The 12,323-nt window shown below is 72.6% G+C and carries 12 protein-coding genes; 6 read left to right on the top strand and 6 right to left on the bottom strand.

Annotated elements, in window-relative coordinates; genetic code table 11:
* Positions 1-13: 13 nt before the first annotated feature.
* A complete protein-coding gene (locus tag FOF52_RS08645) occupies positions 14-1,540 on the bottom strand; it encodes a PucR family transcriptional regulator (RefSeq protein ID WP_248593309.1) in 1,527 nt (508 codons plus the stop codon).
* A 200-nt stretch (positions 1,541-1,740) separates the two neighbouring features.
* Here FOF52_RS08645 and FOF52_RS08640 point away from each other — a divergent pair, with 200 nt between their 5' ends.
* Together FOF52_RS08640 and FOF52_RS08635 are read left to right on the top strand one after the other, a co-directional pair.
* Complete coding sequence (locus FOF52_RS08640; RefSeq protein WP_248593308.1) at positions 1,741-3,042, top strand: MFS transporter; 1,302 nt, start codon at positions 1,741-1,743, stop codon at positions 3,040-3,042.
* A gap of 67 nt (positions 3,043-3,109) precedes the next feature.
* A complete protein-coding gene (locus tag FOF52_RS08635; RefSeq protein ID WP_248593307.1) occupies positions 3,110-4,726 on the top strand; it encodes an amidohydrolase in 1,617 nt (538 codons plus the stop codon).
* A 77-nt stretch (positions 4,727-4,803) separates the two neighbouring features.
* Here FOF52_RS08635 and FOF52_RS08630 read toward each other — a convergent pair whose 3' ends face one another.
* Entirely contained in the window at positions 4,804-5,022 is a 219-nt protein-coding gene (locus FOF52_RS08630; protein WP_248593306.1) for an EF-hand domain-containing protein, read from the bottom strand.
* Between the two features lie 284 nt (positions 5,023-5,306).
* Between FOF52_RS08630 and FOF52_RS08625 the strand changes: the two genes are divergently transcribed.
* From FOF52_RS08625 to pafA, 4 genes are all read left to right on the top strand, one after another.
* Positions 5,307-5,510, top strand: a complete 204-nt coding sequence (locus FOF52_RS08625; protein WP_248593305.1) for a ubiquitin-like protein Pup — start codon at positions 5,307-5,309, stop codon at positions 5,508-5,510.
* Positions 5,511-5,693: 183 nt separating this feature from the next.
* Positions 5,694-6,542 (top strand): proteasome subunit beta, encoded by an 849-nt coding sequence (prcB, locus tag FOF52_RS08620; protein WP_248593304.1) that lies wholly within the window; start codon positions 5,694-5,696, stop codon positions 6,540-6,542.
* 49 nt (positions 6,543-6,591) lie between these two features.
* Complete coding sequence (gene prcA / locus FOF52_RS08615) at positions 6,592-7,341, top strand: proteasome subunit alpha (RefSeq protein WP_248593795.1); 750 nt, start codon at positions 6,592-6,594, stop codon at positions 7,339-7,341.
* Positions 7,342-7,402: 61 nt separating this feature from the next.
* On the top strand, positions 7,403-8,761 hold the full coding sequence (pafA, locus tag FOF52_RS08610; RefSeq protein WP_248593303.1) for a Pup--protein ligase: 1,359 nt from the start codon (positions 7,403-7,405) through the stop codon (positions 8,759-8,761).
* A 60-nt stretch (positions 8,762-8,821) separates the two neighbouring features.
* Here pafA and FOF52_RS08605 read toward each other — a convergent pair whose 3' ends face one another.
* The 4 genes from FOF52_RS08605 to FOF52_RS08590 all read right to left on the bottom strand — a co-directional run bounded on the left by FOF52_RS08605 (position 8,822) and on the right by FOF52_RS08590 (position 12,317).
* On the bottom strand, positions 8,822-9,565 hold the full coding sequence (locus tag FOF52_RS08605; protein ID WP_248593302.1) for a FadR/GntR family transcriptional regulator: 744 nt from the start codon (positions 9,563-9,565) through the stop codon (positions 8,822-8,824).
* A 93-nt stretch (positions 9,566-9,658) separates the two neighbouring features.
* Positions 9,659-10,804, bottom strand: coding sequence for a galactonate dehydratase (gene dgoD / locus FOF52_RS08600; RefSeq protein ID WP_248593301.1), 1,146 nt, complete (start codon positions 10,802-10,804; stop codon positions 9,659-9,661).
* Complete coding sequence (locus FOF52_RS08595) at positions 10,801-11,538, bottom strand: FadR/GntR family transcriptional regulator (RefSeq protein WP_248593300.1); 738 nt, start codon at positions 11,536-11,538, stop codon at positions 10,801-10,803. Before FOF52_RS08595 ends, dgoD begins: the two co-directional genes overlap by 4 nt.
* On the bottom strand, positions 11,535-12,317 hold the full coding sequence (locus FOF52_RS08590) for an SDR family NAD(P)-dependent oxidoreductase (protein ID WP_248593299.1): 783 nt from the start codon (positions 12,315-12,317) through the stop codon (positions 11,535-11,537). Before FOF52_RS08590 ends, FOF52_RS08595 begins: the two co-directional genes overlap by 4 nt.
* Positions 12,318-12,323 lie beyond the last annotated feature (6 nt).

Raw genomic sequence — 12,323 nt, 5'->3', positions numbered from 1 at the left:
CCCGGCCGCCCGCTCAGCGCCGGTGGCCGGGAGCGCCGTCCTGCTCCAGGGCCAGGGCCGCCCACAGCTCCAGGCGGTGGCGCGGCACGTCCAGGGAGCGTCCCATGACCCGTTCCGCGGTGCGCAGCCGGGCACGCAGCGTGTTGCGGTGCACCCCCAGCGCCCGGGCGGTCGCCTCGACGCCGGCGTTGTGGTCCAGGTAGTGGCGGAGCGTGTCCAGCAGTTCGGTGCCGTTGCGCGCGTCGTGCTCGCGCAGCGCGCCCAGGACGGCCCGCCGGAACTCCCGGGACGTCTCCTCGGGCAGTGAGTCGCGCAGCAGCGACCACGCCTCGGTGTCCGCCACGTGCCGGTAGCCGGGGCCGGCCGCGGCCGTGCGGCGGGCCCGTTGCGCGGCCTCGGCCACCTCCAGCGCGCCGCGGGCCCCGCACGCCCCCGCCGACCGGGGGCCGTCGACCCGGGACGACAACTCCGTGAACAGCAGCTCCCCCAGCCGGGGGCGGTTCCGGCCGCCGGGCAGGACCACGAGCACGCCGTCGTCCAGGGCGCACAGCGCCACCCGGTCCAGGGCCGGGCCGCCGCCCAGGACCTCGACCAGCGCGTCCACGGCCTGGTCGACCAGCGTGTCGGGCCGCTCGGTGGCCAGGTACACCACCTCCAGCGGGGGAGTGGGCAGCGGCAGCATGCGCGCCGCGGCCGCCGCGGCCGCACCGTCGGTGGCCAGCAGGGACAGCAGCGGGGAGCGGGCACGGTGGCGCAGCCGCCGGGCGTCCCGGGCCCGCAGCAGCTGCATGGTCAGCAGTGACGCGGCGTGGTTGGCGAGCATCCGGGTGTGCGTGGCGGCGGGGGAGGAGCAGCGCAGCGCCAGCCATCCCAGGCTGCTGCCGCCCGCCCGCAGGCTCTGCAGCAGCACGGTCGCCTCCCCGTCGGCGAGCACCGCCATGCCGCGCCGCCGCTCCCCGTCCAGCACCACCGCCGACCGCACCACGCCGTGCCAGGGACGCTCGCCGCCCGGCACGGCGTGCGAGGTCAGCCCGTTCTGGTCGAGCAGCAGAGCCTCCCCCTCGGCGACCTCGGACAGCTCGGCCAGCACCCCCGGCGGGCCGGTGCGCAGCGCGGCGCGGACCATGGCGTCCTGGGCGGTGAGCATCCTGCCCTGGAGGCGGAGCTGCTCGGCCGCGTAGTGGTCGGCCACCGCCTCCACGATCGCGATGAAGGGCGTGCTGCCCTCCACCGACAGCAGCGGCAGGCCGAGCCGCTCCGCCTCCTCCAGCATCGCCGGCGGGACCTCGTCCAGCCAGGTGTCGACGGCCATGCCCACCCCCGCGCACCCGGCGGCGTCCAACCGGGCCACGTAGGCGCGCTGCTCCTCCTCCGTCGTGCCGACGTTCAACCCCACCGTCAGCACCAGTTCACCGCCCCGCAGCCAGCGGACCGGGTCGGCCAGTTCGGTCACGTGCGCCCAGCGCACCGGCCGGTCCAGTCCCGCACGGCCCGCACGGACCCGGACCTCCAGGTCGGGACGGGCGGTCAGCGCGCGCACCGTGAGCGGTGCGCTCCCCGCAAACTGTGCGCGATGCACATTAGTCACGGTTCCGACTATACGAATTGTCTTTCACAGTCCATGCCCAGGGCGTCTAACGTCACATCGTTACCTGTTTGCGCAGGTCATCGCAGAGCCCGGGCGGTATTCGCCGACCGGATCGGCGACCCGGCGCACGAGAAACCCGCACGGAGCCATCCATGAGCAACCAGAGTCCCCCGACGACCGGCAGTCCGCTGCGTGCCGCGATCGCGTCGTTTGTCGGCACCACCATCGAGTGGTTCGACTTCTACATCTACGCCACCGCCGCCAGCCTGGTCTTCGCCACCGCCTTCTTCCCGGCGGGGACCGATCCGCTGGTGGGACTCATGGCCTCGTTCGCCACCTTCGCGGTGGGCTTCTTCGCCCGCCCGCTGGGCGGGATCGTCTTCGGCCACTACGGCGACCGGCTGGGCCGCAAGTCCGCACTGGTCACCACGCTGATCATGATGGGTGTGGCCACCTTCACCGTCGGTCTGCTGCCCACCTACGAGCAGATCGGCTTCTTCGCTCCGCTGCTGCTGGTGGTGCTGCGCTTCGTGCAGGGCATCGCCGTGGGCGGCGAGTGGGGCGGCGCCGTGCTGATCTCGGTGGAGCACGCCCCCGAGGACAAGAAGACCTTCTACGGGTCCTTCGCCCAGCTCGGCAACCCCGCCGGCGCCCTGCTGGCCACCGGCTCCTTCAGCCTGATCGCCGCCGTGGGCGAGGGCTTCCTCTACTCGTGGGGCTGGCGACTGCCGTTCCTGGCCTCCGCGCTGCTCGTGGTGGTGGGCCTGGTCATCCGCCTCAAGGTGGAGGAGTCCCCGGTCTTCAGCGCGGTGCAGCAGCAGGCGCCCGCGGAGATGCCGCTGCGCACGGCCCTGCGCACCTCCTGGAAGCCGCTGCTGCTCGGCATCGGCGTGCTGCCCGTCGCGGTCGGCGGCTACTACATCGTCACCACCTTCCTGCAGAGCTACGGCGTCACCGAGGCCGGCGTCAGCGAGCAGGTCATCCTCAACGGCCTGTCGGTGGCGGCCTTCGTCGAACTGGTGGCGACCCTCGGGGTCTCCTGGCTCGGCGACCGCTTCGGCACCGTCCGCATCGTGGTCATCGGCCTGGTCGGCGTCATCGTGCTGGCCGTCCCGCAGTTCCTGGTCCTGGACACCGGCAGCACCGCGCTGATCTTCCTGGCACTGGCCCTGATGCGCCTGGTCATGGCCGCGACCTACGGCCCCATCGCCCGTGTGCTGGCCCAGATGTACCCGCCGGAGGCCCGCTACACCAGCGTCTCGCTGGCCTACCAGGTGGCCGGCGCGATCTTCGGCGGCCTGTCCCCGCTGGCCTGCACCGCGCTGTACGCCGCCACCGGCAGCATCTACCCGGTCGCCGGCCTGCTCATCGTGATGGCCCTGGTCAGCATCGCCTGCCTGGCCAAGGCGCCCCGGTACCGCGACACCGAGGTGCTCACCGCCACGGCGGCCTGACCCCGACCCAGCCCACGCCGCGCCGCCGGCCGGCGGCGCGGCCCACGACCCAAGGAGTCAACGTCTCTTGTCCGCTCTGCTGATCCGCAACGCCACCGTCCTGACCATGGACGAGGACAACCCGCGCGCCTCGGCGCTGGCCATCCGCGACGGCCGGATCCTCCTCGCCGGAAGCGAGGACGCGGCCCGGGCCGCAGCCGGCCCCGACGCGGTGGAGGTCGACGCGGGCGGGCGCACGGTCCTGCCCGGCTTCATCGACCCGCACAACCACCTGCTGTCCACCGCGGAGTCGCTGGCCGCGCTGGACGCCCGCTACCCCACGGTGACCAGCGCCGCCGACCTGGTCGCCGCGGTGGCGGCCGCGGCGGAGCGGACCCCGCCCGGGCAGTGGATCCGCGCCTTCGGCATGGACGACGCCAAGTACCCCGAGGGCCGCCCCACCCGGCGCATGCTGGACGAGGCCACCACCGAGCACCCGGTGATCATCTACCACGTCTCCGGGCACCAGGCCGTGGTCAACTCCGCCGCGCTGGCCCACAGCGGCGTCGGCGAGGACGTCACCGACCCGGCGGGCGGGGCGTTCCTGCGCGACGAGGGGGGCCGCCTGACCGGCATGGTCCTGGACACGGCGATGGAGCTGCTGCTGCCGCTGGCGGTGGACGTCGGCTGCCACGGCCCGAACTTCCACACCGACCTGCCCGCCGAGCAGCTGCTGGGCTGGCTCGCCGACGCCGCCGACACCTACCTGGCCGCCGGCGTCACCACCGTGTGCGACCCGCAGGTCTCAGCGCGCGAGCTGCGGGTCTACCGCGCCGCCCGCGCGGCCGGGACGCTGCCGGTGCGCACCTTCGGACTGCCGCTGTCCCACCAGCTCGACGCGCTGGCCTCGGTGGGGCTGGCCGGGCCGTTCGGGGACGACTGGCTGCGCCTGACCGGCATGAAGTTCTACTCCGACGGCACCCTGCTGGGCGGCACCGCGCGCTTCAGCGTCCCCTACGGGGAGCACGGCGAGTTCACCGGCAGCATGTACCACGCCCCCGAGGAACTGGTGGGCCTGGTGCGGCGCGCCGCCGCGGAGGGCTGGCAGGTCGCCATCCACACCCAGGGCGACTGGGCCATGGAGCAGACGCTGGCCGCGATCGACGCGGCGGTGAAGGTCTCCGGACCCGACCCGCGCCCCAGGATCGAGCACTGCGGGTACCCCACCCCCGAGCAGGCGAAGCGGTTCACCGACTACGGGGTGATCCCGGTCAACCAGCCGAACTTCCTGTACGACAGCGGCGGCGACTTCCTGCGCCGCCTGGGCGAGCGCGCGCACCGGCTGCAGCCCATGCGGGAGGAGCTGGACCTGGGGCTGCGCCCGGTGCTGTCCAGCGACTCCTTCGTCTCCAGCCTGCGTCCGATGGACACCGTCGCCAACGCGGTCCGCCGCACCACCCGCGAGGGCGCGGCCATCGGCGCCGACCAGGCCATCAGCCTGCACGAGGCGCTGCGCGCCCACACCCGCGACGCCGCGTACGCGCTGGGCGTGGAGGACCGGCTCGGCTCGCTGAAGCCGGGATACCTCGCCGACGTGGTGGTGCTCGACCGCGACATCGAGGCCACCGAGGCGGAGCGGCTCAGCGAGGCGAGCGCGTGGCTGACCGTCCTGGACGGCCGGATCGCCCACCGCGCCGAGGACTGAGTCCGCACACGGAGGGCACCGACAGCAGCGGGGGAGCCGCCTCGGCGGCTCCCCCGTCGGCGTTCCCGGGGACCGGCTCAGCCGCGCCGGGAGCCCATGTAGGCGGTGAACTCCTCCAGGGAGATCAGCCCGTCGCCGTCGGAGTCGATGCCGCGCACGGCCTCCTCGGCCTGCTCCGCGCTGATCGGCGAGCCCAGCACCTCCATCAGCCGCTCCAGCTCGCGTGCCGAGATGCGCTGGTCGTCGTCGCTGTCGATGAGGTCGAACGTCGCCGCGTACTCGTTGCTGTCGGCCACCGCCGTCCCCTTTCCGGCCTCCCGGCCGCGCCGTGGTCGTGATGCGTGGACGATCGGTACCCTACAGCCGCTCCGCGCCGCTGCGGACCGGCCGGACGAAGCGGAAAAACCGGTCCCGTTCCTCCGTTGCCGCAGGCGGTAGCCTCCGTGTCGAGGCCGTTCAAACGTGTGTACGGGCGCCCCGGCGGGTAACGTGCGCAAAACAGACGCCCTGATCAAGATTGAGCGGGGCGCCAAATGGCCAAGATAGAGGCGAGAGCTCGACAACAGGGAGGAGCCTCCACATGGCGACCAGGGAAACCGGGGGTCAGAAGCACGCCACTCGGCACGACGAGGAGATCGAGCAGGTCGAGGCGGGGACCGAGGCCGCGGCCCGCAACGAGAAGCTGGCCGAGGACGTCGACGACATCCTCGACGAGATCGACGAGGTGCTGGAGACCAACTCCGAGGACTTCGTGCGGCAGTTCGTGCAGAAGGGCGGCCAGTAGGACGCCGACCGAAGCGGCTCCGGGCGTCCGCGCCGGTCGCGGGCGGCAGTTCGCTGAAAGAGAAGTCGTCGTCGGCGGGTACCTCCGCCTCCTGAGCTGTCAGTAGGGTCACAGCAAGGCAACCGAACAAGTCCGCGGCGCCCCGTCCGTCCTGGCGGACGGGGCGCCACCGAAGGGAGTCGCGTGTCTGAAGCGTTCATGGGCAGTGGACGACTGCCCGCCGCGTTCATGAGTCCGGGGACCTCGTCGTTCGTCGACTTCCTCAGCCAGGTCAGTCCCGACCGGCTGCCCAACCTCGCCGGTCTCCCCTCGGACGGCTCCCCCGCCCACCTGACCCCCGAAGCCACCACGATCGTGGCCCTGGTCTTCTCCGGCGGCGTCGTCCTGGCCGGTGACCGCAGGGCGACCTCCGGCAACGTGATCGCCAACCGCGACATGGACAAGCTGTTCCGCACCGACGAGTTCTCCGCGGTCGCCATCGCGGGCGCCGCCGGCATCGGCATCGAGCTGGCCAAGCTCTTCCAGGTGGAGCTGGAGCACTACGAGAAGCGCGAGGGGCGCCCCCTGTCTCTGGAGGGCAAGGCCAACCGGCTGGCCACCATGATCCGGTCCAACCTGGGGCTGGCCATGCAGGGCTTCGTGGTGGTCCCGCTGCTCGTGGGCTACGACACCGCCCGCGGCGAGGGGCGGATCTTCAGCTACGACCCGGTGGGCGGCTGCTACGAGGAGCACCGCTACCACTCCATCGGCTCCGGCTCGGTCTACGCCAAGGGGGCGCTGAAGAAGCTCTACCGCGACGACCTCACCGAGACCGACGCCGCGCTGGCCGCGCTCCAGGCGCTGTACGACGCCGCCGACGACGACTCCGCCACGGGCGGTCCCGACCTGCACCGCAAGATCTACCCGCTGGTCGACGTCATCACCGAGGACGGGCACCGCCGGATGTCCGCCGAAGAGGTCGAGTCGCTGGCGCAGACGGTCGTGGCCGGACGCGCCGAACGGCCCGACGGACCGACCGCCCCGGTGCGCTGACCCTGTCGTCCCCGCTCTTCGACCAGTAAAGGAAACCACGCCGGTGTCGATGCCGTTCTACGTCTCGCCCGAACAGATCATGAAGGACAAGGCGGACTACGCGCGAAAAGGGATCGCGCGGGGCCGCAGCGCCGTCGTGCTGCAGTACGACGGCGGCATCCTGTTCGTGGCGGACAACATGTCCCGGACGCTGCACAAGATCAGCGAACTCTACGACCGGGTGGCGTTCGCCGCGGTCGGCCGCTACAACGAGTTCGAGAACCTGCGCCTGGCCGGCGTCCGCTTCGCCGACATGCACGGCTACACCTACGACCGCAGTGACGTGACCGGCCAGATGCTGGCCAACGCCTACGCCCAGACCCTGGGCGCGGTCTTCACCGAGAGCAGCAAGCCCTGGGAGGTCGAGATCGTCGTCGGGGAGGTCGGCGACTCTCCCGACACCGACCAGATCTACCGCATCACCTTCGACGGCTCGGTGGTGGACGAGCACGACTTCCTGGCCATGGGCGGCTCCGCGGAGCGGGTCACCGCGGCGCTGCGGGAACGGTACGTCAAGAACATGTCCCTGACCGAGGCGCTGCGGGTCGCGGTGCACGGTCTGGCACACGAGAACGGTGAACGGCGCGAACTGCAGGCCGCCAGCCTGGAGGTGGCGGTGCTGGAGCGTTCGCGGCCGCACCGCAAGTTCCGTCGCATTCAGGGGGACCGCCTGGTCCGGATGCTCGAAGAGGCCGGCGCGGCCGACGAGACGGCCGCGGAACAGACCCCCGAAGACGGCGGCGCCACTGACGGAGTGTGATTCGGCAGGCGCCGCGGACCGGGTCCGCGGCGCCGCGGACGAGAAGGACGGGTGAGGCCGCGTGGAACGCCGCATCTTCGGTCTGGAGAACGAGTACGGGGTCACCTGCACCTTCCGGGGACAGCGGCGGCTGTCACCGGACGAGGTGGCCCGCTATCTGTTCCGCCGTGTGGTGTCGTGGGGACGCAGCTCCAACGTGTTCCTGCGCAACGGCGCGCGGCTCTACCTGGACGTGGGCTCCCATCCGGAGTACGCCACCCCCGAGTGCGACAGCCTGCTCGACCTGGTGGCGCACGACAAGGCCGGGGAACGCATCCTGGAGGGGCTGCAGGTCGACGCCGAGCAGCGGCTGCACGAGGAGGGCATCGCCGGCGACATCTACCTGTTCAAGAACAACACCGACTCGGCCGGCAACTCCTACGGCTGCCACGAGAACTACCTGGTGGGGCGGCACGGCGAGTTCGGGAAGCTGGCCGACGTCCTCATCCCCTTCCTCGTCACCCGCCAGATCATCTGCGGCGCGGGCAAGGTGCTGCAGACCCCGCGCGGCGCGCTGTACTGCGTGAGCCAGCGCGCCGAACACATCTGGGAGGGCGTCTCCTCGGCCACCACGCGGTCCCGCCCCATCATCAACACCCGCGACGAGCCGCACGCCGACGCCGAGCGGTTCCGGCGGCTGCACGTCATCGTGGGCGACTCCAACATGAGCGAGACCACGACGCTGCTCAAGCTCGCCTCCACCGACCTGGTGCTGCGCATGATCGAGGCGAACGTGACGATGCGCGACTATACGCTGGAGAACCCGATCCGGGCGATCCGCGAGGTCAGCCACGACATGACGGGGCGCCGCAAGGTCCGGCTGGCCAACGGGCGCGAGGCCAGCGCGCTGGAGATCCAGCGCGAGTACTTGGAGAAGGTGCAGAACTTCGTGGACCGCACCGGGGTCGACGCCACCGGCAAACGGGTGCTGGAACTGTGGCAGCGCACCCTGGAGGCGGTCGAGACCGGCAACCTGGACCTGGTGGCGCGCGAGATCGACTGGGTGGCCAAGTACCAGCTGCTGGAGCGCTACCGGGCCAAGCACGGGCTGAGCCTGTCCTCGCCCCGGGTGGCCCAGCTGGACCTGACCTACCACGACATCCACCGCGAGCGCGGCCTGTTCTACCTGCTGCAGCGGCGCGGGCAGATGGAGCGCGTGGTCAGCGACCTGAAGATCTTCGAGGCCAAGTCGGTGCCGCCGCAGACCACCCGGGCCCGGCTGCGCGGCGAGTTCATCAAGAAGGCCCAGGAGAAGCGGCGCGACTTCACGGTGGACTGGGTGCACCTCAAGCTCAACGACCAGGCCCAGCGCACCGTGCTGTGCAAGGACCCGTTCAAGGCGGTGGACGAGCGGGTGGAGAAGCTCATCGCGGGCATGTGAGCCGAGGAGCCGCGGCCGGCCCCGGGGCGGCGGTCCCCGGGGCCGGCCGCGGCGTCGGGATCATCCCTCGGGGGAGTCGGGGGGCGCCTGGTCCGCGCCGCAGGAGCCGCCGATGACGTGCCGCAGCAGGTCCTCGGTGGTCTGCTCCAGGTGGGCGTCCATCGCCTCCCGGGCCTCCTCCGGGGAGGCGGCGGAGATCCCGGCCAGGATGCGGCGGTGGTGGCTCTGGGCGCGCAGCCGGATCTGGGCGACGCCGGCGGCCCGGGCGTGCAGCCGCAGCAGGATCCGGTCCAGCGGCGCGCACATCGCCGGAACGAACACGTTGCCGCAGGAGCGCAGGATCGTCTCGTGGAAGGCGGCGTCGGCGCGGGCGAAGGCGGACGCGTCGTCGGCGGTGACGGCCTTGTCCATCTCCGCGACGTGCGCTCCCAGCAGGGCGAGGTCGGCGTCGCTGCGGCGCCGGGCGCACAGTTCGGCGGCTCCGGACTCCAGCATGCGCCGCACCTCGAACAGCCCCAGCGTCGCCGTGTTCGGCCCGATGCGGCGTCCCGCCATGCGCAGGATGAGTTCCAGGTCGGTCCAGTGGTCGGGAGCGTTGACGTAAGTGCCCCGTCCGCGTTTGACCCGGACGATGTTCTTGGTCCGTAGCACCTTGACCGCCTCACGGACGGTCAGACGACTGACGTCGGCCTGAGCGGCGATCTCGGCCTCCGACGGCAGCGCCTCGTCCACCGCGAGTTCGCCGCGCACCACCTGGTCGAGCAGTCGGTCGGCCAGGCGGTCAGCCAGGCTCTCACTCCCCATGCGCGGTTACCTCAGACAGTTCGGTTTCCGCGAAATTAACACCCCATCACTCAATGTGCAAGACGTCACACAGGGGGCAGACGGGAATAAAGGTCACCATTCAGCGAAGGAGCCGTCGGGATGGCGCCACACCGGGCCGCGCCAGTCGGGGACCGACCCGTCGGCCGCGCGCACCGCGCGCTCGTCCACGGTGATGCCCAGCCCCGGCGCGCCCGGCCGCGCCAGGTAGCCGTCGGTGACGGCGAACACCTCCGGGTCCACCAGGTAGTCCAGGACGTCCGCGCCCCGGTTGTAGTGGATGCCGATGCTCTGCTCCTGGATCAGGAAGTTGGGCACGCAGCAGGCGATCTGCAGGCTGGCCGCCAGCGCGACCGGCCCCAGCGGGCAGTGCGGGGCCAGCAGCACGTCGAAGGTCTCGGCCAGCGCGGCGATGCGGCGCACCTCGGAGATGCCGCCCGCGTGCGACAGGTCCGGCTGCAGCACCGCGATCCCGGCCTGCAGCGCGGGCAGCACCTCGGCGCGGGAGAACAGCCGCTCCCCGGTGGCGATGGGCACGGTGGTGGCGGCGACCACGTCGCCGATGCGGTGGGTGTGCTCGGGCAGCACCGGCTCCTCGACGAACAGGGGGTGCAGCGGAGCCAGGTGCTCGACGACCCGCCGCGCGTTGGCCGCGGTGAACCGGCCGTGGAAGTCCACCGCGAAGTCCCGGTCGGGGCCCAGCGCGTCCCGCGCCGCCTCCGCGCGCCGCACGATCTCCTCGACGGCGCGCGGCGTGGAGAGCGGGTCGGTGCGGCCGGCGGCGTTCATCTTCACCGCGGTGAACCCCGCCTCGACCCGTTCGGCCACCGCCTCGGTGATCTGGGCGGGCTCGTCCCCGCCCACCCAGCCGTAGGAGCGCACCCTCTCGCGCACCGGACCGCCGAGCATGACGTGCACCGGCACCCCCAGGACCTTGCCCGCGATGTCCCACAGCGCCTGGTCGAGGCCGGCCACGGCGCTGGACAGCACCGGTCCGCCGCGGTAGAAGGACGCCTTGGTCATCAGCTGCCAGTGGTCCTCGATCCGCATCGGGTCGCGGCCGAGGAGCAGTTCGGCGAGTTCGTGCACCGCGGTGCGCACGGTGGAGGCGCGTCCCTCGACGACGGGCTCGCCCCAGCCCACCACGCCGTCGTCGGTCTCCACCCGGCACAGCAGCCAGCGCGGGGGGACGGCGAAGGTCTCGACGCGGGTGATCTTCATGTGCGGTCCTTCCGGTCGGAGGGCGCCGGACCGGGGGCGGTCAGGCGGCGGACGTCGGCGTCGGAGGCGGCCAGCAGCGCGCGCATCGCGGCCTCGGCCGCGTCGGCGTCGCGGGAGCGGAGCGCGTCCAGGACCGCGCGGTGCGCGGGGACCGGATCGGCCGCGGGGTCGGCGGAGTGCACCAGGACGTCGCGTTCCACCAGCCCGGGGGCGACCAGCAGGTCCATGCGGGCCAGCAGTTCGTTTCCGGAGGCGGCCAGCAGGCGGCGGTGGAACTCCAGGTCGGCCAGCGCGTGCGCGCGGGGGTCGCCGCGGGTGCGTGCCATGCGGTCCAGCGCGTCCTCCAGCTCCGCCAGCTGGGTGCCGGTGCGGCGCCGCGCGGCGTAGCGCGCAGCCGCGGGTTCGACCAGGGCCCGCAGTTCGGCCAGGTCGGCCATGAGCCGGGCGGTGTCGTCGCCGGAGGCGCGCCAGCGCACCACGTCGGCGTCGAGCAGGTGCCACTGCGCGCGCGGCCGCACGAAGGTGCCGCGTTTCTGCCGGGAGTCCAGCAGCCCCTTGGCAGCGAGCACCCGGACGCTCTCGCGCAGCACGCTCATGCTCACCCCGAGTTCGGCGCCCAGAGCGCGCAGGTCGAGGACCGCGCCTTCGGGAAGCTCCCCGGAGGCCACGCGGCGGCCCAGCAGTTCGACGATGCGGCCGTGCACGCCCCGGCCCGCGTAGGCGCCCACGGTCACACCGAGGTCTTGTAGGAGGTCCAGCCGCCGTCGACGAGCAGTGTCGTCCCGGTGACGTAGGAGGCGTCGTCGGAGAGCAGGAAGGCGATGGCGGCGGCGACCTCGGCGGGGTCGCCGAGCCGGCCCGCGACGGTCTGCTCCACGCTCCGGCGCACGTCCTCGGCGCTGACACCGTCCCAGGCCCGGGTGCGGACGGGGCCGGGCAGGACGCTGTTGACCCGCAGCCGCGGCCCGTACTCCACCGCCAGCTGCCGGGCCAGGCCGGTCAGGCCCGCCTTGGCCGCGGCGTAGGCGGGCCGGCCGGGCAGCCCGACCAGCGCGTGCACCGAGGAGACCGCCACCACGCTGCCGCCGCGGGCCAGCAGGTCGTCCAGGCAGGCGCGCACACCCAGGAAGGTGGCGGTCAGCGTCACCGCCAGCTGGTCGTTGAAGTCGCTGAGGGAGGTGGCGTGGGCGGGGGCGACGGTGACCCGGTAGGCGTTGCTGACCAGAGCGTCCACCGGTCCGAACGCGTCGTTGGCGGCGTCCACGGCGCGCGTCCAGGAGTCCTCGTCGGAGACGTCGCAGTGCGTGAAGAGCGCCCGGTGGCCGTGGGCGCGCAGCTCGGCGGCGACCCGCTCGCCGCGTCCGGTGTCGATGTCGGTGAGTACGACGGCCGCCCCCTCGGCGGCCAGGCGGCGCGCGGTCGCCGCGCCGATCCCGCCGGCGGCTCCGGTGACCAGGGCGACACGGTCGGTGAAGCGGGAGGCGCGGACGGCTGGGGGCGCGGGTGGGGGCACGGCGTT

This window comes from Thermobifida alba, assembly GCF_023208015.1.
Classification (GTDB): domain Bacteria; phylum Actinomycetota; class Actinomycetes; order Streptosporangiales; family Streptosporangiaceae; genus Thermobifida; species Thermobifida alba.
The sequence above is the reverse complement of the archived record's forward strand: the minus strand, read 5'-3'. Positions and strand labels throughout refer to the sequence as shown.

What these genes read in the sequence shown, in the direction of transcription:
- FOF52_RS08605 (WP_248593302.1), bottom strand. Translation starts at nt 9,565, where the DNA reads ATGGGGAGTGAGAGCCTGGCTGACCGCCTGGCCGACCGACTGCTCGAC.
- FOF52_RS08625 (WP_248593305.1), top strand. Translation starts at nt 5,307, where the DNA reads ATGGCGACCAGGGAAACCGGGGGTCAGAAGCACGCCACTCGGCACGAC.
- prcA (WP_248593795.1), top strand. Translation starts at nt 6,592, where the DNA reads ATGCCGTTCTACGTCTCGCCCGAACAGATCATGAAGGACAAGGCGGAC.
- FOF52_RS08640 (WP_248593308.1), top strand. Translation starts at nt 1,741, where the DNA reads ATGAGCAACCAGAGTCCCCCGACGACCGGCAGTCCGCTGCGTGCCGCG.
- dgoD (WP_248593301.1), bottom strand. Translation starts at nt 10,804, where the DNA reads ATGAAGATCACCCGCGTCGAGACCTTCGCCGTCCCCCCGCGCTGGCTG.